Origin of the sequence: Anaerocaecibacter muris (assembly GCF_943192945.1) — a bacterium.
GTDB classification, from domain to species: Bacteria; Bacillota; Clostridia; order Christensenellales; family Pumilibacteraceae; genus Anaerocaecibacter; species Anaerocaecibacter muris.
The window spans coordinates 269,341-290,549 of record NZ_CALPCE010000002.1 but is presented as its reverse complement, the minus strand read 5'-3'; the positions used below and the strand labels follow the sequence as shown (position 1 = coordinate 290,549).

Here is a 21,209-nt window from a genome sequence, read left to right as displayed (position 1 = left end):
CCTAAATCGCCTCGTAAGTTTTGAGTATATCCATAGCAACCTTTCCGCGCGAAACGCGCATTTCCATGGACTTCTTTTCGATGTACTTGTGCGCCTGCTCCTCCGAATAGCCGAGCGACCGCATGAGCACTATTTTCGCGCGTGAAATGTATTTCATGTCCTCGAGCTTTGCCGTAAGCTCGTCGTTTTTCGCTTTAAGCGCACGCACGCGCGCGTTGGACACCGAAATCAGCTTGACCGCTTCGAGCAACGCGGACTTTGTAACGGGTCGCGTAAGCGTTATTATTCCGCAGTCGTTTAGCTCGCTCTCTATCTGCTCGGTGCGCATATAGTCGTCTATAAACACGCCGCCGCAGTCGTTGCCGTCGGCAATTGCCATAGCGAGTTCGTTGCCGTGTTCGTCGGACAACCCGCTGTATATAACGAACAAATCGAACGGACGGCATAGCGACGCACGCCGCGCTTCGGCGGCAGTCGAGCAAACCACGCAATTTATCTTTACGTGGTGCAACACATCCGTCAGCGCGTGCTGGCGGTTGGGTGTGCTCGCTACAATCAGTGCGTCCAAATATGCCTCCTTTAAAAATTCGTTCGTCGTGTGCGCGAGAGATAATCCCGCGCATGTTGGCTATATCGTCGATTATATATCCATGTGGAAGTCGAACCGCTCGCGCTCGGAGCTTATCTTACCTTCCGCAACGTAACGCTTGCGCATCGAATCCAAAACGTCGTCGTACACGCCCGCAAAGTTGGCGCGCAACCACTCGCTCTTGTCCGCAAAGTCTATCGCTTCCTCTATCGAGGCGAACAGGCAGTCGGTCGAACTGTCCGCCGCGCGAAGTTTGAATTTGTTTTCTATGCCCTCGCGTCCTGCCGCGAAAACAAGCGCAAGCACGTTAAAGATATTACAAGTCGAATCGGGCGTGCGCAGTTGCACGACGTTATCGCCGAATATGCGCATCGCCGCGCCGCGATTGACGCTGTACGAAATTTTATAGTTCTTTTTAAGCCGCTTATAGCTGTTTAGCGTGGGATTGGCAAAGCAGGTAATTTCCTTGTATCTGCGCAACACGCCCTCCGCAAACGCCGCAGACGCCGCCGCAGAGTTGTCGCCGGACAGCGTTATAGACAAGTGCAAGCCGCTACCCGGCGAGCCGTCGAGCGGACGCGGCATAAACGAAGCGAACGTACCGTTAAGCGCGCACACGTTTTTGACCGCACTTTTAAACATCATAAAATTGCGCGCCGCCGCCGACGGATCCGCACTCTCGAAGTCGATTTCGTTTTGCCCGTTGCCGCGTTCGTGGTGCGACGAAATGGGTTTAAGCCCCATATCCTCCAAACTCAAAATAACGTCGCGGCGAAGGTTTTCGCACTTGTCGTAAGGCGAGCACGCGCAGTAGTCCGCCGTGTCGAACGGCACAAGCCCCTCCGTGCCGTCGTCCTTAAACACATAAAATTCGCACTCCGTTGCGACCTGCGCTTTGAGTCCGAGCGCACCCAGCTTTTGGACTTGGTCGGCGAGCAAAACCATAGGATCGCAAACATACGGCGTTCCGTCCATGTTGGCGATATTGCAAAACACGCTCACAACCCTGCCCGCGTGCGGTCGCCAAGGCAGTACCGAAAGCAACGAACTGACGGGCTTTAACTTTAAGTCAACGCCGCCAACGCCCGTTATAGCCGCGCTGTCAATAGCAACGCCGTGCTCGAACGCGTCTTCGAGTTGGGAGGACAGCACCGAAATATTGCGCTGTCTGCCCAAAAAGTCGCAGAACGTAAGTTTAACGAACTTAACGTCGTTCTCGACTAAAAAATCAAAAAATTCGCTTTTGGAATAGTTCATTTTTTCTCCTCGAACGGATTTACTCCGATCCGTCGCCTTGCCGAAAATTCCGCGGTTGCGGATTGTCACATAAACTTTTTAACTTGATCGAGTATGGCGTCGATACGTTGTTCGCCGCCGCTCGCCGCGGTGATATACACTTTGATAAGCGGTTCGGTGCCCGACGGACGAACGATAAGTTTGCTTCCGTCCGCCGCCTTGAACGACAAAACATTGGACTTTGGCAGGTCGAATTTGGTCTGCGTAAGATAGTCGATACTTTCGACAACCGCCGAGCCGTCTATCTCGGCAGGCGGATTATTGCGCACGCTTGCCAAAACTTCCCGCATCTTTTGCGCGCCCGCCGCGCCCTCATAAGTAAACGACACGGTGCGGTGATAATACTTGCCGAACTCGGAATAAATGCCGTCGAGCACGTCGGCAAGCGTCTTGCCCTCTTTAAGATAGTCCGCCGCCATTTCCGCAACGAGCATGCTCGCAACGACAGCGTCCTTATCGCGCACGTAAGTTCCCGAAAGATAACCGTAGCTCTCCTCGTAACCGAAAACAAACCGATCGCCCTCGCCCTTTTGTTCGAGCTTTTTAATGACCTCGCCGATATACTTAAAGCCTGTAAGCACTTCGCGCACTTCCGCGCCGCAACGCTCGGCGACGCGCGCCGCAAGGTCGGTCGTCACGATTGTTTTAACGACAACGGGATTTTTAGGCAACGCCTTTGCGTGCGAAAAGATATAATCGATTAACAGAACGCCCATTTCGTTGCCCGAAATCAACCTGTATCCGTCACCCGTCTTGACCGCCGCGCCAATTCTGTCCGCGTCGGGGTCTGTGCCTATAACAATGTCCGCGCCCGTCTTTTTAGCAAGCTCGACGGCAAGCCGCAACGCCTCCGCTTTTTCGGGGTTTGGATAAGGCGTCGTGGGGAAATTCCCGTCGGGCATAGCCTGTTCCGGCACTATGGTAACATTGTTAAACCCGCGCTCGCGGAACATTTGCGGCACTATGCTCGCGCCCGTGCCGTTGAGCGGCGTATAGACGACGGAAACGTTGCGCGCCGCGCCGACGGAACGTTTATACACTTCGTCGAGATACGCGCGCGTAACGTCGGCAAACTCAATCGCGCCGCTTGCGACGGCTTTGTCGAAGTCGGCGGGTCGGACGGAAAACGTGTCCACGCCCTCTATGAACGAAAATATTTCCGTCGCGGCGTTGTCCGTTACCTGACACCCGTCCGCGCCGTACACTTTATAACCGTTAAACTTGGCGGGGTTATGGCTCGCCGTAATCATAATACCCGCATCGCATTTAAGACTGCGCACCATGTACGAAAGATAAGGCGTGGGTTGAAGTTTGTCGGTAATATACGCCTTAATGCCGCACTCGGCAAGCACCGCCGCGGCATAGCGCGCAAACTCCTCCGAGCAGTTGCGCGAATCGTAACTGATAGCGACAGTCACGCCCGATTTCTTGTGCGCGAGCAAGTACAGAGCAAGCCCCTTTGTGACCTTGCCTATCGTGTAAACGTTAAGACGGTTTGTGCCCGCGCCCAGAATACCGCGCAAGCCCGCCGTGCCGAACTCCAAGTCTTTATAAAACGCCTCTTTCTTATCTTCGTCGGACATAGAGTCGAGATCGGCTTTATACAAACTCGCTTTTTCGCACCAAACAGCATAATTATCGTTTATACGGTCCATTAACTGACACTCCTTTTTGAAAAAAGAGAAATGTATAACACCGATACACTTCTCTTTGATTTATTTATGCGGTAAGTTTTCATCGTTTTTTATTCTACCAAATTTTTATCACGCTGTCAAGCATTTGCATGTTTTTCGTCGCCCGTAATTAGGGCGTGCAATCAGCGCGCAATATAAGCAAAACAGACCACGAAACAGCATAATTTCGCCCGCCGCGCGTATTTACCCCCCCCCATCATTTCGACCGTAGCGCGGTCACGCGCGTAGCGGAGAAATCAAGGCGTTAGCCGCATAATATTCTAATCAAGTTTTGCTTAACGCAAAACTTCCGCAACTATTATCTATTATCTCTTATTTATTATTTTCACAAAAAACGCCCTCGCGGACATCTTTACGTCTGCGAGGGCGTTGGGTTACATTACAGTATTAAGCTATCGCTTATGCTTGCGCCGATTGGACTTATTCCCGATTAAAAGTCGTCGGGGTTAAATCCGTCGTTGTCGACGGGCGGAGCCGCATTGCCTGCCGCAGGCGGCGGGGGTACGTTCTGCGTCGGGTTAATCGTCGCGCTCATGTTTTGGGGTTGAGCTTGCGGGGGCTGTTGCACGGGCGGAGGGATTTGTTGCGTGCTTCCGACAGGAGACGCGCCGGTGCCCGCGTTGAGTTGCAAGCTGTTGGGCGCAGGGGTATTGACGCCGCCGCCAATCATCAAGTTGGGATTATTGACCGTTGTCTGCGTCGGCGGCAAGTACCCAAACGACTGGTACGGAGCTGCGCCGCCCGCGCTCAAACGCAACATTTCTTCTTCGAGCTCGGTTTCGGAATTGAGCAACGCCTCGATTTCCCTTCTCATCTTGCGCTTCTTGTGAATAATGATAATAAGGATAATCAGCAGTATAATGAACAACAGTATGCAAGCAAGGATAATCCAGAACCACATCCAGTTAGCCTCGACAAGCGATACAAAGTTCTCCCACCACGACATTTCGGGCGCGTCCGTGCAGTTGACCTTAATGGTCTTTTTGTAAAGTTTGCCCGAAAGGTCGCTTACGTTAAACGTAATGTCCGCTTCGCCGCGACGGTTGAACGTGAGCAGGATATACGCTCTGCCGTTCTCGTCGTAATCGAACAGCGTTTCGACCTTGACAGATTGCGACGACTCGATAGGACCGACAAAACTCATGATGTCGCCATCGTCGAAATCGTCGAACCAGTCTTCGGGATAAATCTTTATCGTGCGCTTGTGCGCGTCGTCCAAACGGCTGACCGTATATTCGTAAGAGGTCTTACCGCCCTTGAACACGGGGGCTTGGTTGGTTACGACCTGTATCGGGAGCGTGCGCTCGCGAACGACCTCGCCCGCTTTAAACACGACCTTGGCGTTGACCGAAGCGCCTTCGGTTCTGCCGTAAATGCGCCAGAACTCGTCGGACGGCGGGGTCGTTGCCGAGGGGGTTATTCCGCCTTGGCTCACGCCAGGGGCGTAAATGCCGACGCTGCTGGTGCCTATTTCTTCCATACTCTGGATGATATAGCCTTGCGCGTTCTGCTCGCCCAACAGGTCTTCAACAGTCACAATGCGCGTTACGCCGTAAGCTATTTTCTGTACGGGCAGTACGTCCGCAACGTCGTCGAGCGGGTTGGCAACTATAATCGTGAACTCAAACGTGAACACTTTTCCGTCGAGCACGCCTTGCGCCGCGCCGTCCTCATAACCGCTGTCTATTACGGTGAGCGAAATTTTCTGCTTGCCGTAAACGCCTGCCGCGGGCGTGATAGTGAATTTTTGGTGCGGGTTTTCATCGGAACCGCTTGTCGGATTCCACCAATCGACCGCGCAAACCGAAATAATCGGCGTATAGTTTTCGTCGGAAATATCAACGTCCAGCCCGGGTCCGTAAATCTCGGGCTTGTTCATTATATCCTCGGTGGTGTACACCAAAATTTCGTCGATAAACACATACGTAGCGCGTTTGCTCGCGTTGGACGCATCCGTCGGATCGTAAGCGTCGCCGTTGACGTCCGTTACATAATCGAGAATATCGAGCGTAACGGTAGCGTCGGCGATTGCGGCGGCGTCGGCGTTCAAGCCCACGCCCATAACGGTGACGGTCGGCTTAACGTCGGGTTTAGCCGAAGGCGCAACGTTATCGACGGTAATGCGCACGGTGAGTATGCTCGTTTTGGCTTCCGCAACGGAATCGCGGATTTGCAGTTTGCAGACGGCAACCGCACCGCGTTGCGCGGATTCGCAAGTAAACGTAATTCTGCGCAACGCCGTAACGCCGTAAGCGTTGGGCGTGCTGGACAGTCTTACGGACATCAACGTATCGCCGTTACTGTTTTTAATTCTGCCTATTCCGTCGTTAACGCCGTCGGTCGTAACCGAGCCCGAAAGGTACTTATCAGAACCCATAAGACTATCGGAGCTATCGACGGGGAGCAGGACGTAAGCGTCCATATCCAAGTCGGCGTCGTCGATTATGTCCGCAATATTGACGGGCAACGTCGCGCCTTTTTCGAGCTTGGCTTCGAGCACATAACCCTCGGTATCCGAGTACGTAACGGAATAGCCGAGCTGTTCAATCTTATCCGCGTCGGTCACGGGCTTTATTTCGGGTATGTCGTTATCGACGCGCACTTTGATTTCCGTCGCAACGCAACGCTTTTCGTTATAGCTGAACCCGATCGCGTCCGCGCAGTAGATCTTAACGGGGATTTCGGTATACGAATCTTTTAACCCGTCAACGGGCGGCTCGCCTCTGTACACCTTGCGGTTAATCTTGATAGTGAGCTTGCCGTCCTCGGTCACGTCAATGGACAGCACGTTGCCTTTGCCCTGAACGTGTTGCGAGCTCTCGCTGACGCTGTACTCACTGCGGACATAGCGGATCTTCTCCAAACCGCCGCTTTCCGCAGGATAATTGATCATGTCGTAATCGTAGAACAAGCCGAGTTCGGGATCGAGAATATTGTACAAGTCCCACGTGAGCGAATCGCCTGCGGTGCCCGTAAATTCAAGGAAGCCCTGCTCGCGTCTGCGCGTTTCGGTTTCGCCTACTTTTATTTCGGGATAGCCGTAGTTTATAGGCGAGCTTTCCACCGCGACGAGCTCGGAATTCTTGACCGCAATATCGGCAAATCCAACGTTGCGCGGAAGCGTGGACAAAGTTCCGTCCTTGTAACGCTTTGCGAGCGTGATAAGCAATCGAATATTTTTGAGGTTGGGCGTGCCCGCCTGAATAGTTGCCGAATTGGGCGTGAGTATAAGTTGCTTGCCGTCGGCGCTGATAGTAATTCTGAAATACCGCGCAACATACGCCGCAATGTCGTTGCTCTCGGTACGGATTGTAGAATCTGTCAACGTCAAGATCAAGCTCTTTGTATCGTAATCGTTGGTAGTCGGATCGATGAGCTGGCTGGAACTGATTGCGTTAATAACGCCTTTATCGTCCTTTCTCAACAACGCGTAAACCGCAACGTCGTACTTCGCAGAAGCGGCGGGCGCGTCCGCGTCCTTGAACAACACGGCGGAAACCGCGCTTACAAGGTCGACTGTTACGGGTTCTCCGTCGTCGATGTATTCGGCATAGCTTTTAAGCGTCGTCGCATAAGGCGCTCTTTCGGTCGCAACAACGCTTACTTCGGAGGGTGTTAACAACACTTTAATCGTTATTATTTCCGAAGTAACGCCGTGCGCGTCCTCCACGCGGAACGACACCGTGGCATAATCGCTCTTATCGGTAATCACGTCGAGCGCATTGAGCGTAATACTCGCGTCGTACTGCGACCCCGTCGCTTCCGCGCCGAGCGAACCGCCCACTATGGTGAACTTGGTTTTATCTGCGTTTTCGGCGATCTTAAACTCGTTGGCGTCGTCCAAGTCGTCGTCGTGCATAAAGTCTTTAAGCAAGAATTCTCTGCTCTCGCCGTAAGACATTTCGTATATAAACGTCGGGGTTTGCGCGGTTTTATCGAGCGTCAAACCTTTGGGCAACGTCTCGTCGCCTTCGCCCGTCTTTACTCGCGGCGCGCTCGACTGCACGTTGATGTTGATGGAAATTCTTACGGTACTACCCTCGCCGTCGATAAGTTCGAGCGAGTATATCGTGTTTACTACGCCTTTGGCAGTGAGCGTAACGGCAACGGGGCTTCTCTGCGCGCTGTTTTCGCGTTCAAACATTGCGCCGTTGGGTACAACAATATCGAAGAACCGTCTGTCGTCCACATTGGACTGCTTAAACGACGTAGCGTCGTCATACGAGCTGAACCGAAGCGTTGTAGGCGCGTCGTCGCCGCCGATAACGAGCGAACCGAGATCGCCGTCGCCCGCTTGCTTACCGTTAAAGTCGTCAAGCATTTGCTGTGCGGACTGTTCGGTCTTGCCGAACGGGAACGACACTCTGTCCGTCGCGTTCTGCTTTAACAAGCCGTAAGACTTAAAGCCGCCGTTTGCGTCGTTCGCAAACAAAGTCGAATCGGACGCATAAAGCGTTATGCTGTCGCCCTGCTTCATGACGATGTTCATGGAACTGCCGCCGCCGAAAGTATCGTTGTTGGCGGTGGGATTTTCGTTGTTGTACTGTACGGTAAAGACGATAGTGACAGACGAACCGCCGTTGCCCGTAAGCTCTTTTACGCTGTCGGCAAACGTGTATTTGATTACTATATCGCCCTTAAACGCGCACGTAGCGTTAAATACCAACGTCGTGTCGGTCAAGCCTGTGCCGCCCTTGGCGACGGTTATAGGCAACGTCGTTATGCTACTCGGCTTTGCTATGACGTTAGTCGAAGTCAAAGTCGGGTCGGGCATTACAAGGTAGTCCTTGACCTTTTGATCGGCTTTCTTCCATGCGTCGTCCGTCTCGACAGCCATGGACGTGCCGTTAAGAACTATATCGTTATCCACAAGCAACGACGACACGTCAAGGTAGAAGCTCGTCGCTTTGGACAGTTTAAACGTGTAGTTGGGATATTTAACGTTGTCGTGTATATAAACATTGTCGCCGATTGCTGTCGAATTGACGCGGATCGGATCGTTATTGATATACACTTTTATGATAGCAAGACACCAGTATCCGTCGGTGAACGGCGTGCCCGAAACTTCGTCGTAGAACAGCACGCGGAACGGATAGTATAATTTTTTGGTCGGATCGTTTGCGTCGTATGCGAGGTGGTTATCCCTGACATACTGTTCAAACTCCGTCGAACCGACGGCGAGGTTGGGTTGCGTTTTTGCTTTGGGCACAAACTGCAACGTCGCCGCCGAACCCTCGCTCGGCAATACGTCGAAGAACTTTTCGTAACCGACATTTGGATTGTAAGTGTATTTATCCGCCGTGCCGTTAAAGTATTCCGTAACGGGATTAGACTGCGTAGCATGGTTGGTTCCGCTCGCAATATGATCTACTTCCGCAGCAGACATCTTGCCGAACGCGGACGGCAGATAGAACTTCATGGTATCCGATTTATCGGGATCTTCGTAATAAATCTTGTAATCGCCTATCGCTTTTTCGGACGATTTAAGCGAAATGTGGTTAATACCGACAGTCTTGCCGTTTACGTCGGCAGTGGTCATTTCGACGTTAAGATTGTCTATCATGCCCGTCGCTTGAATATCGTTGTAATAAATTTTAGGCGCAGAGTTTTGGAGGTTGATTTCCACGTCCACAATTTCGGTCGCGCCCTCTTTGACTTGCTCTATTCCGTTTTCGACTACAATGGCAGTCGTTTTGAGCGCAACGGACAGCTTGAGCATGCCCGCGGCGCGCGGACCGTTTTCTTTCTTGGACAAACGGAAACCGAATTTATCCTCGCGGTAAATGCTGTTGCCGTTAGAGTCGTTTACGTCTATTGCTTTAAAGCCGCCGCTACTCAAACTGTAACGGTGGGTATTGCGGTATTTACTGTTAATAAATTTGCGATCCGCAATGTACTCGATGTTCAAGTAAGGGTTATCCTTGGCGGTGTAAGTAGTTTTGCCGTCGGAAACCGTCACGTTTTCGAGTATATATTCGAGGTTTTGCTCGCGGTTTGGATTATCTTTCGCACACCACTTATAATAGTCGTCGTCTGACAATTTATTATTCGCGTTAAGCGCGCCTTGCGTAGCGTTGGCAAACGTTACGTGCGTGCTACCCTCCGTTGCGGCGGTACTGCCCTGCGGCATTGCAAGATAGCTTATAGGGAAGTCCACTTTACCGCTTAACGCGCCCGTCACTTCGATAGGCTCGTAATAGAACGCGCTCGCCTCTTCTGGATAATGCTTATAAGTGGCAGTAGAAGAGTCGCCGTCTATCTGCGTTTTAACAAAATACTGATACTTGAAGCGCGGAGTGAACGATGCCATTTGAAGTTCCTCTTGCGTAGTGGGAACATGCGAGCCTTTTACAAACTGATACGAATATCCGCCTTTGTAAAATCCTTTAAGATCGACCTGATAACCCTTGCTATCGTCTGCGGGATCGAGCTTTACTTTGGCTTCCGCATTGCCGTCGGTGCGGTAATAAGTGTGCATATTCATTATTCCGGGTTGCTTGTATCCGTAAGAGAAGTTAAGCACGCGGAACGAAGAATCGCGGGTAAACGTTTCCGTCTTTTCGGCGTTGTACAAATTCTTGCCGTGATGATCGTCCTTGACGGCAATAGCTATCTGCGCGGCGGCGGCGTTCGTTTTGTTGACTACGTCTTTAATTTCCAACGCCCAATATTTAGCCGTCTTTATGTTTTCGCTGGTATTTTCTATTATATTAAAACCGTCTTTGTCTTTATAGTAAAAATGCAGTGTCAGTTCAAGGTGCTGTTTATCGGCGTCGTCTCCGGAATACGTTTTACCGTAAATAATAGCGGCGTGCGCATTTTGGGTAAGCGCAAACGTTTCCTGTGTGATCGGAGTATCGAGCGTCTGTTTTTTGATCAAATCCGCCGCCCAGTTGCCGTTGAGGTTCCAACCGCCCTGCGGGTCGAGCAATACGCGTTGTTGCGCGTCCGCATCGTCAAACAACCAAATCTTATTATCGGACGACACGTTAATAGCGGACGATTCGCAAAGTTCTTTGCTGTTCACGATAAACCGCGACAGCTTGGTTTCCGCAATATCTTCGTAGCCGATAAGCCACGTATATTCGGATTTGGTCACGCCGTCTTCTGTTTTTTGCACTTCGGCAAGACCGTCCGTAACCATTACGGGCGCGGAGTTTACAACGTTGATAAGTATGCGCAAGTCCGCTTCCTGCGGCTGCGCTCTGTACCCGTCCTGTACTGTGAACTGTACGAAAATCTGTTTATTAAACAATTCGGTGGACGACAAGCCCTTTACGCGCACCACGTCCACGCCGCTGCCGTTTTTGGTGAGCGTCGCTTCGACGTAATCGGAAAGCAAATACACCGCGTCGGCAGATGTGGACGGAACGCCCTTGAAGTTAGCGTCGAGCGCGTCGTAATAGTAAAGTCTTTTGCCGTCCGCGTCGAATTGTTCTTCGCCGTTTTCGTCGTAAGCCACGACCTTAACGCTGTTGGGTTTGAAAGTAAGCGTGTCGCCGTCTTTGTCGTAAGCCGCTTCCTTAACGTCGAAGTCTATGATATTAACCGCGTTCGCAGGGTCGGCGGAAAGGTTGTACGGCATGGTTATGCGCTTGTCGTTAGGATTGGTCTTGGGGTGGTTTTCCTCCGTATTGAGCATAGGCTTGGAGTTTTTGACCGTGACCGTTATCATTACTTCCTGATTGGAATAGCCGTCGCCTATCGTGAAACGCAACATAACGACAGCCGATGTCGTGCGCGAAAGACCCTCGATCTTAATGCACGGTATCGCGTACTCGCGTTCCTGTCCGCCGCTGTTTTTGGGCGGTTTTACAACGGTTTTATCCGCAACGCGCGCCGAAATATAGGACGCATATTGCGACGCCGAAGCGTTGAAGTTGTCTATATTGACAAAACGCAGTTGCTGACCGACAAAACTCGTCGCGTCGTTCACGCCCGCGGGCGCGGTCGGCGAAGTAGTGTGCGGAATATTATACGACGCGAGTATGAAAGCAGCCGCCGCGTCGAAACCTGCGTCAACGGGGTTGGTGTTGTTGACGGGGTTGTTGAGCTTGACGTTTTCGGGATCGACGTCGTAGTCATACGCAAAGTCGTAAGGCGTGATCTGAATTTCGTCGCCGATTTCTATTTCGTAATTGACGGTCGCAACGCCTATACCGCTGCTGTCCGCGTCGAGATACGTGCCGTACCCCGCCATCGTGTTAATCTTGAACATCGACGAACCGTTAGGGCTGTTGCGGAGCTGTACTTCCCTATTGCGAACGTTAATACATACGCGCACTTTGGAAGTTTGATCGTGCGAGTCTTTAACGTTTACGTTGAATTGCAAATAAGTGTCGTCCGTCGAGCGGCGCGGCACGATTTTAAGTCCTTTAAACTTAAAGCCGTTTTCCGAACCGTTGCCCGTAAACTTCTCTACGCCCCATGCCGAAAGCAATGCGTCGTTGTCGTACATTTCCAAGCGCGAGAACACGGTTTTGGACGCGTACAAGTCCACAAGCTCGACGGTAAAGAATTCGGACGTGCCGAACAGTTCGACGACTTTGGACAAGTCCGTCGAATCGTTTCTGTTTACGCCCGCAAGCATAATTATATCGTTTAGCGCGTGCGTCTTTTTATTTACGTTTTCCCCGTCGTACATAAACGTATCGGGGTCTACAACGAACGGGAGCGCGGTATGGCTCGCATCGTTCGAATATTCAGTGGACAGCGAACCTATGCCCTGTAATACGCCGTTTTCGTCGGTATAGCTTATAGGCGTAAGAATAATGCCGTTTTCTTTCTCCTGCGTTTCGCTATCCGCTTTAAAGCGATCGAAGTTAAGCGAGAAGTTTGCGACCGTGGACGGCTCGACCGGCGCGGCGGAATTTACTTTGACCGCCACGGGATACCAAAGCCCGCCGTCCGTCGTGTCGGTTGCGTCGATTATGCGAACAAGGATATAAAAGTCGCCCAGTCGTCCCGCCGTATCGTACTGATACTGCGTTGCCGAACGCGCGGTAAACGTTATCTTTTTATCGCCGTCGTAACTGTAAGTGACGTTGGCGTAAGTCGCGCCGGAACTGCCCGCTTGCGCTATCAAATCCTTTTTAAAGCCCGTCGAGGTAGTGCCCTCGCCGCTCGCCGACGAAAGCGTGCCCGACGTCTGTACGCTCGTTTTGCCGTAATAGTTGCTCGTTTTGCTGTTGTAAGTCTGCAACAACGGCACTGCGGCGTTTACTCTGTTTACCTGAATATACTCGTTGGTCGGGATTTTAAGGTCGTTTGCGCCGCGCGCAAAAGTAAGTTTATTAGCGGACTTTGCGTCGTCGGTGTCGAATACGATTTCGCTTATATCGAGCGTTTGCGTTCTTTTGGTATTCAAATTCAGCTCGATATACGGTTCCGCAAAGTTCTTGCCCTTGCCCGACGTCGTAGCAAAATACGGGCGCGTGTTCGCTATCTGGAACACAAGCATGACGTTTGAATTAGTCCCGCCTATCGCCGCTTTGGAGTGTTTTTCGCTGGTCTGCGCCGTTATGGTCATGCACACGAAAATAGGACCGTTGGGTCTTACGCCCGTCGGCTTGATTGTAAACGACGGCACCAAGCCCGAGGCATAACTTGCATTGGAATTATAAGTAATCGAATAATAGCTCGAATACCCCGTATATCCGGTGTAAGCCGCAACGCTCTTGATAGCTACATAGTCGCCGTAAGTCGAATGGTTATCCGCGTCGGTATAAATATCGGAAGCGTACACCGTAAAGCCCGCCGTGTCGGTCGGGGTGAGCGGCGTAGATATAAACAACGTTTTAATATTCGACGCCAAGCTCGCGACGGGGTTATAAATCTGCGTGTTGTTAGCCGCCGCAAAATTGTACGTCGAACCGCCCGACGTCATTGTGCGATTGCCGTAACGGTATTCGTAACCCGTTTTGGAAAAACGTAAAAAACCGTCGCCTTTATTGGTTATAGCATTATCGCGCACGCGAATTTGGAACGGTATAACCGATAATCCGCGCTTGGTATTACTGTAATAATTATCGCGCACGCGGGCGTAAAGCGTTATAACGCCGTCCGTCGTACAGCCGTCCACGCCTTTGCGCGGATAGCGTTTTATTTCCGTAATCGTAAGAGTTTGACACGCCGTTCCGCCCGACCACGTCCACGAAAAATAGTTGGACGCGAGCGTCGTGCATGCCGAATTGAGGTATAAGTGGTTGTTATTCGCGGGCGCAGTGTCCCTGTTAGACGCGCCTTGCGAGAAATAAACTTGATTGGCGTTGCCGTTCTTTACGTTTGCAGGGTCGGGATCGCGCGCGATTTCGCTCGACTTGATTACAAGCGACTTGCTTGCACCTTTATAATAATTGGCGTTGTTTACTTCGTAAATCTTGGGAGTAGTTCCGTTGGAATTGATTGTTACGGGATTGTCGTTGAGCTTAACCGCGGTTATGCGAGCAAGCCCGTGCCCCGAACGTTTGCCGTTCTGCATGCCGCCGGAATTTGCCAAAACAACGTTTCCGTTGGAAAATCCGGAAGTTCTGATAAAGCCCGAACCGCCGCCGCCTACGCTTCCGCAAGGACCGCCCGCGCCGCCGTACCAGCCGCCGCCGCCGCCGCCGCCGCCGGAAGTACCGTTACCGCCTGCGCCGCCCTGCCCGAAGCCGCCGTTTCTGCCGTAAGCGTCAGTGCCTTCGCCGTGAGTACCGCCGACGCCGCCTTGCGACTGCGTGCCGCCTGTGGACGCGCGGCTTCCGCCATAGCCTGTTCCGCCGGTAGTACCGCCGCCGTACCCTTTACCCGCCGCACGAGTAAACGAAGTACCGCCGCCGCCGCCGGCAACTATCATAACGGTTTTTTGGTTAGCCGCGCTGCTTAATGCGGAAAGCACGCCGTCGGCAAGCGCGATATGCGTAGCGCCGCCGCCGCCGCCGCCTTCGTCGTTCGCGTCGGAGTTCATTTCTTTACCGGAGTTGCCGCCGCCGTTGTAGCCGCCCGCCGCCCAAGAATTAGCGCCGTAAACGCCGAGCTTACCGTTAGCGCCGACGCCGCCTACGACTATATAAACGGTTGTAGCCGCTTTGAGAGTAAACTGCGCCTGCGAATATCCGCCGAGACCGACGCCCGCGCTAAACACGCCGTTTTGATAACCGCCGCCGCCTTGCGCGCCCCAAACTTCAAACTTATAAGTTCCTTTGGGCAATGTTATACTGCGCCGTCCGCCGTTGTATGTATATTCCATCATATCGCCTTCTGCGATAAGCGGAACGCCGCTCGAATTCCAGCCCGACTGGTTGCCCGTCAACGCGCCGCGGTTAGCCGACGCGGTAACGTCGCCCGTCGCACCGTTTACGCTAACGGGTTTAGCCGAATTGCCGAACCACAGCGCGCACGTCGCGCCTATGGCTATGGCTATAAACGCGCTTACTATCGCTATCAGTAACCGCTTCGCCCTGTTTTCGGCTTTCGTTTTAGCTTTGTTCTTACTCATTGTTTTTACCTCGCTACGAGCAGGTCTTTCGACGTTTTTCGCAATTTTGTTAACAATTTGTTCACATTTGCGTGTGTATACAGATAAATGTTAACATATTGTTCATATTTTGTCAAGACTTTTTTTAATATTTTCGCGGCGACTACCTGTCCTAAATTAACGAAAAAGACAAAATCAGGCTAACGGCAATGCGAATAACGGCGCGCGCGGAGTAAAACCGACGGAGTTTTAGCTACGCGAACAAAAAACGCCTGCGCTTTGCTTGACAATGCCGCGCAAACAATGTATAATTTTAATGTTTGCGGGGGTGGCGAAATTGGCAGACGCGCAGGTCTCAGAAGCCTGTGGGTAACTCCGTACGAGTTCAAGTCTCGTCCTCCGCACCATGAAAAACACGAAACGGCTTTATGTTGTTTCGTGTTTTTATTTTCGAGACTTGAACTCGATCCGCGCGAGCGTTAATAAAATATGCCTGTGGCATATTTTTAGCGAGCGTGCGAGCGGCTGTGCCGCGAAGCAGACGGATTGCGTAGCAATACGCGCAAGTCTCGTCCTCCGCACCATAAAAACACGAAACGGCTTTATGTCGTTTCGTGTTTTCATTTTATCGAATTTCCCCTATCGCAAGTGTAACCGACTAATCGAAAAATACATATCATGCAATAAGACACCAATATAATAACGACCGCACCGTCGTTCCTTTTGCTGTATGATTATTCTATTTCGGTAAAGTGTTCGGGCCCGACCCCGCAAATGGGGCAAACATAGTCTTCGGGCAGTTCGTCGCCCTCGTAAACAAACCCGCAAATCTCGCACTTGAACTTGCGCGTTTTGATAGGCGCGTCGGCGGCTTGTTCCGAATCGGCGCGGTACGTGGGCGCGTTTTTGGGGCTTTTGCCCTTGATGACCTTGTGATAGTAATCGTAAGTCATGGGCGTTCTGTCGCCGTACTGCTCCGCCGCGACCTGCGCTCCCAAAAACACGGTATGGGTTTCGCTCTCCATTGTGTTTATTACGTCGCAGACTATAAACCCGCAACTGTCGTTTATAACGGGCAACCTCGACTCGACGGTGTAACCCACTTTGTCGAACTTGTCTATATCCCTGCCCGATTTAAACCCGAACGTGCCGATTAACGACGGGTCGCTGTCCTCTGCGAGTATGCAAATGGCAAACTTGCCCGTCTTTTTGATGCACTCCGTCGTAAAGTTATCGTGGTTCACGCTGACGGCGAACGATGCGGGAATAGCTGTAATCTGCATTGCGCAGTTTACTATACAACCGACGGGCTTGCCGTCCGACCAGCTCGTAAGCACATATAATCCGTAAGAAAGTTTTGTTGTGACGTCTTTCATGTAATATCAACCTCCGCTATACAAAGCAGCAACCCGCGCAACAATACCGCTCATGCGCTTTGTTTATCTTATTCATTATATAATAGTTTTTCCGTTTAGTCAATATTATATTTACACAAATACGTCTTTACGCCAAAACTTTCCCGCGCCGACTTTATTATCAAGCGTATGGAGCATATTTAACGGCTTTTACGGTAAAAATTTTATGTAATTTATAAACACATGCCCGTCACGGTCGGCAATAAAACAAACGGCGAAAGTCATTTACTTGACATACGCAACGCTATACTTTATAATATATGCGTGGTAATTTTCATAAGGATTAAATTATGTATCGCATAGGATTAGACATAGGTTCGACGACAATAAAAACAGCCGTGCTCGACGAAAAAGACAATCTTGTTCATTCGAGCTATCAACGGCACAACTCCGACGTTCGCGCGACGCTGTATCAGGTACTCAAAGCGTTGCTTAAAGACTACGATTTGTTTACAGTGACGGTAACGGGTTCGGGCGGCATATCCGTGTCCGAGTGGTTGGGCATACCGTTCGTGCAGGAAGTTATAGCGGGCGTGGAGGCAATACGCAGGCTTATTCCCGAAACCGACGTCGCTATCGAGCTGGGCGGCGAGGACGCAAAGATTACATACCTTAAAGGAAGCGTCGATCAGCGCATGAACGGAACGTGCGCGGGCGGCACCGGCGCGTTTATCGATCAAATGGCGGTACTGTTAAACACCGACGCGCAAGGTCTTAACGAGCTTGCCAAGGACGCAGGGATTATCTACCCTATCGCCTCGCGGTGCGGCGTTTTTGCCAAGTCCGACATACAGCCGCTTATAAACGACGGCGCAAAAAAATCGGACGTCGCCGCGTCGGTATTCCAGTCGGTGGTCAATCAGACAATATCGGGGCTGGCGTGCGGCAAGCCAATCCGCGGCAACGTCGCGTTCCTCGGCGGACCTTTGCACTTTTTGAGCGAGCTGGGGCGACGGTTCGTCGTAACGCTCCAACCGCAAAAAGCGATATTTCCCGAAAACTCGCAGGTGTTCAACGCGATCGGCGCGGCGTACAAGTCGGAAAAACAATTCACTTCCGCCGAGCTGTTGAACAAGCTCGAACAGGTCAAAAACGTGGGCGAACACGAAGTCACGCGGCTCGCGCCGCTGTTTTCGTCCAAGGACGAACTCACCGAATTCCGTCTGCGGCACAGTAAGGTCGCAATCCCGTTTGCCGACATAAAAAATCACAAGGGCGCGACCTTCCTCGGCATCGACGCAGGCTCTACCACTACCAAAGTCGCGCTTATCGACAAGGACGGCGGGCTGTTGTATTCGTGGTACGGCTCCAATTCGGGCGACCCGCTCGCGTCCGTTACGGAAATCATTAAAAACATTTACGAGCTTATGCCCGACGACGCGTATATCGGGTACGGCACGATTACGGGCTACGGCGAGAGCCTTATAAAAACCGCGCTCGGACTGGACAACGGCGAAATAGAAACCATGGCGCACCTTACCGCGGCGGAAAAAATCTTGCCTAACGTCGAATTTCTGTTGGACATCGGCGGGCAGGACATGAAGTGTTTGCGCATTAAGAACGGCGTAATAACCGATATTCTGCTCAACGAAGCGTGTTCGTCGGGTTGCGGCAGTTTTATAGAAACGTTTGCGCGCGCCATCGGCACGGACGCAGACAGGTTCGCAAAAGTCGGGCTGGAATCTTCCGCGCCCGTCGATCTCGGTTCGCGGTGCACTGTGTTTATGAACTCGCGCGTCAAACAGGCGCAAAAAGAGGGCGCGACCGTTGCGGACATTTCCGCAGGGCTCGCCTATTCGGTAGTTAAAAACGCTTTATTCAAGGTCATAAAACTGCGCGACGCCAAAGAGATGGGCGAAAAAATTATCGTTCAGGGCGGAACGTTCCTCAACGAATCGGTATTGCGCGCGTTCGAGCTTGTGTCGGGGCGTGAGGTCGTTCGACCCAATCAAGCGGGACTTATGGGCGCATACGGCGCGGCGCTTATCAGCCGCAACAACTACACGGGCGGCAAGAGCACTATAAAGACCAAAGCCGAACTCGAAAAGTTTAAGGTTATTAAATCGTCGCGGCGTTGCGAAAAGTGCGGCAATCATTGCTTGCTCACTATTTCCGAATTCGACGACGGCAGGACTTTTATTACCAACAACCGTTGCGAACGCGGCGGCAACGCGCCCGAAAAACAGGCGGACAAACTGCCCAACCTGTTCGACGAAAAGTATAAACGGTTATTCGCCTACTATCGACCTTTGCCCGACGACAAAGCGCCGCGCGGCGTTATAGGTATTCCGCGCGTGCTCAATATTTACGAAAACTATCCGTTCTGGTTCACGCTGTTTACCGAGCTGGGCTATTCGGTCAAGCTGTCGCCGCGTTCCTCGCGCGACGTGTATTCGCGCGGCATAGAAACCATGCCGTCCGAATCGGTATGCTACCCCGCAAAAATCGCGCACGGGCATATCCAATCGTTAATCGACGACGGCGTCAAGTTTATTTTCTATCCCTGTCTGCCCTACGAGCGCAAAGAGGACGACCGCGCGGACAATCATTACAACTGCCCCGTCGTCGGGTCGTACCCGGAAGTCATACGGCTCAACATGCGCGAGGAATTTATCAACAACGGCGTCAAGTTTTTCGCGCCGTTCCTGCCCATAGCCACGCCCAAGCGCATGGCAAAGCGGCTCGCGCAGGAGTTTCCCGATATTCCCGCGCGCAAGATCGGGCGCGCCGTCAAAAAGGCGTACCTCGAACAGGCGGAATTCAACGCGTGGTCGCGGCGGCGCGGCGAGCAGATAATAAAACAGCTTGACGAGAACGGCGGGCACGGCATAGTGCTCGCGGGCAGACCGTATCACCTCGACCCCGAAATTAACCACGGCGTGCCGCAAATGATAAATTCTTACGGGTTTGCCGTGCTCACCGAAGACAGCGTTGCGCACATCAATAAAGCGCCGCGCCCGCTCCGCGTCGTCGATCAGTGGACTTATCACTCGCGGCTTTACAGCGCGGCTAACTTTGTGCGCACTCGCGATAATCTCGATCTTGTTCAGCTCAATTCGTTCGGGTGCGGGCTGGACGCGGTCACGACCGACCAAGTGCAAGAGCTGTTGGAAGCGGCTAACAAGGTATACACCCTGCTCAAAATCGACGAGGTGTCCAATCTCGGCGCGGCACGCATACGCATACGTTCGCTCATGGCGGTTATCAAGGACAGAGAGGTCAAGCACATGACGGCGAGCACGCCCGCGCCGCAGGTCGAGCGCGTGCTGTTCACCGAAAAAATGCGCGAAACGTACACCATACTCTCGCCGCAGATTTCGCCCTATCATCTCAATATAGTACAGCCCGCGTTGCGCAAGTTCGGCTACAACGTCGAAGTCTTGCCCGACAGTCAGGACGCGGTCGCGGCGGGGCTTAAATACGTCAACAACGACGCGTGCTATCCTACAATTATCGTGGTCGGACAGATAATGAACGCGCTGTTATCGGGTAAGTACGACGTGAACCGCACCGCGGTCATAATGACGCAGACGGGCGGAGGGTGTCGCGCTACCAATTACATCGCGCTCATACGGCGCGCGCTCAAAAGCGCGGGCATGGAACAAGTGCCGGTCATTTCTCTGTCGGCGCAGGGCTTGGAAAAGAACCCGGGGTTCAAGATCGGGCTGGGCATGGTCGTTTCGCTCATAAACGCGCTTATCTACGGGGATTTGCTCATGCGCTGTCTGTACCGCGTTCGACCTTACGAGGCGAACAAGGGCGAAACGTGGGCGGTCTATAAAAAGTGGGACGAACTGTTGCAAAAGGAATTCGCGCTCGGGAACGTGCCCGCCAAAAAGTACTGCAAACGCATTGTTGCGGAGTTTGACGCTATCCCCACGCTCGACGTGCAAAAGCCGCGCGTCGGTATAGTCGGCGAAATACTTGTTAAGTTCCACCCGCTCGCCAATAATTACGCGGTCGATCTTGTCGAGCGCGAGGGCGGCGAAGCGGTCGTGCCCGACCTTTTGGATTTCTTTATGTATTCCTGTTACGATTCGACGGTCAAGTACGAACTGCTCGACGGCAAGCGCATGAGCAAGTTCACGTCGGATCTTGCCATCAAGTTTATCGAGCACATGCGCAAACCTATGGTCGCCGCGCTCAAAGGCGCCAAGTTCGGCGCGCCGTCGCCTATCGTCAAGCTCGCCGAAAAAGCCAAGCACGTCACGTCGCTCGGCACTATGGTCGGCGAGGGCTGGTTCCTCACCGCCGAGATGCTGGAGCTTATCGAGGAAGGCGCGCCCAATATCATTTGTATGCAGCCGTTCGCCTGCCTGCCCAATCACGTTACGGGCAAGGGCGTAATGAAAGAACTTAAACGCCTGTATCCGCAAGCGAATATCGTTGCGGTCGATTACGACCCCGGCGCGAGCGAAGTCAATCAGGTCAATCGCATTAAACTCATGATGTCCGTCGCGTTCGAGAATTTGATTTCTTCTCCTACTTCTCCTACTTCTTTTGAAAAAGAAGTAGGCAAGAAAACTTTAAACGAGTGATGTGATATACAAAATTGCTTTAACTTCCCGTAATGCTTTTTTGCAAAAGAAGCAAGAAAACTTTAAACGGGAATAATAACGGATAAACACGTTTTAACTTCCTGCAATACTTCTTCGTAAAAGTAGCAAGAAAACTTTAAGCGAATAAAAAGTACAAGTAAAATTGCTTTAATTCACCGTAATACTTTTCGCAGAAATATAAAAAAGCTATAAGCGAAT

The 21,209-nt window shown here is 52.1% G+C and carries 6 protein-coding genes and 1 tRNA gene; 2 read left to right on the top strand and 5 right to left on the bottom strand.

The features are described from left to right. Position 1 precedes the first annotated feature (1 nt). The 4 genes from NFR57_RS02790 to NFR57_RS02775 all read right to left on the bottom strand — a co-directional run bounded on the left by NFR57_RS02790 (position 2) and on the right by NFR57_RS02775 (position 15,058). Positions 2-568, bottom strand: a complete 567-nt coding sequence (locus tag NFR57_RS02790) for an ANTAR domain-containing response regulator (RefSeq protein ID WP_251182307.1) — start codon at positions 566-568, stop codon at positions 2-4. 72 nt (positions 569-640) lie between these two features. Further along, positions 641-1,846, bottom strand: a complete 1,206-nt coding sequence (locus NFR57_RS02785; RefSeq protein ID WP_251182306.1) for a glutamine synthetase family protein — start codon at positions 1,844-1,846, stop codon at positions 641-643. Positions 1,847-1,911: 65 nt separating this feature from the next. Next, the gene (locus tag NFR57_RS02780; RefSeq protein ID WP_251182305.1) at positions 1,912-3,540 is read right to left on the bottom strand and encodes a phospho-sugar mutase; all 1,629 of its coding nucleotides are present in this window, start codon (positions 3,538-3,540) and stop codon (positions 1,912-1,914) included. Positions 3,541-4,009: 469 nt separating this feature from the next. Beyond that, positions 4,010-15,058: a glycine rich domain-containing protein gene (locus NFR57_RS02775; protein ID WP_275557169.1), complete on the bottom strand. Its 11,049-nt coding sequence runs from the start codon at positions 15,056-15,058 to the stop codon at positions 4,010-4,012. A gap of 301 nt (positions 15,059-15,359) precedes the next feature. On the opposite strand from NFR57_RS02775, the gene NFR57_RS02770 reads away from it, so the two are divergent. Next, a tRNA-Leu gene (locus NFR57_RS02770) sits at positions 15,360-15,444 on the top strand. Positions 15,445-15,771: 327 nt separating this feature from the next. Here NFR57_RS02770 and NFR57_RS02765 read toward each other — a convergent pair. Next, entirely contained in the window at positions 15,772-16,413 is a 642-nt protein-coding gene (locus tag NFR57_RS02765) for a flavin reductase (RefSeq protein ID WP_251182304.1), read from the bottom strand. Positions 16,414-16,742: 329 nt separating this feature from the next. Here NFR57_RS02765 and NFR57_RS02760 point away from each other — a divergent pair, with 329 nt between their 5' ends. Beyond that, a complete protein-coding gene (locus NFR57_RS02760; RefSeq protein WP_251182303.1) occupies positions 16,743-20,990 on the top strand; it encodes a 2-hydroxyacyl-CoA dehydratase in 4,248 nt (1,415 codons plus the stop codon). The last annotated feature ends 219 nt before the right edge of the window (positions 20,991-21,209 follow it).

Coding starts and splice junctions, on each gene's coding strand:
- NFR57_RS02785 (WP_251182306.1), bottom strand. CDS start 1,846: ATGAACTATTCCAAAAGCGAATTTTTTGATTTTTTAGTCGAGAACGAC.
- NFR57_RS02780 (WP_251182305.1), bottom strand. CDS start 3,540: ATGGACCGTATAAACGATAATTATGCTGTTTGGTGCGAAAAAGCGAGT.
- NFR57_RS02775 (WP_275557169.1), bottom strand. CDS start 15,058: ATGAGTAAGAACAAAGCTAAAACGAAAGCCGAAAACAGGGCGAAGCGG.
- NFR57_RS02765 (WP_251182304.1), bottom strand. CDS start 16,413: ATGAAAGACGTCACAACAAAACTTTCTTACGGATTATATGTGCTTACG.
- NFR57_RS02760 (WP_251182303.1), top strand. CDS start 16,743: ATGTATCGCATAGGATTAGACATAGGTTCGACGACAATAAAAACAGCC.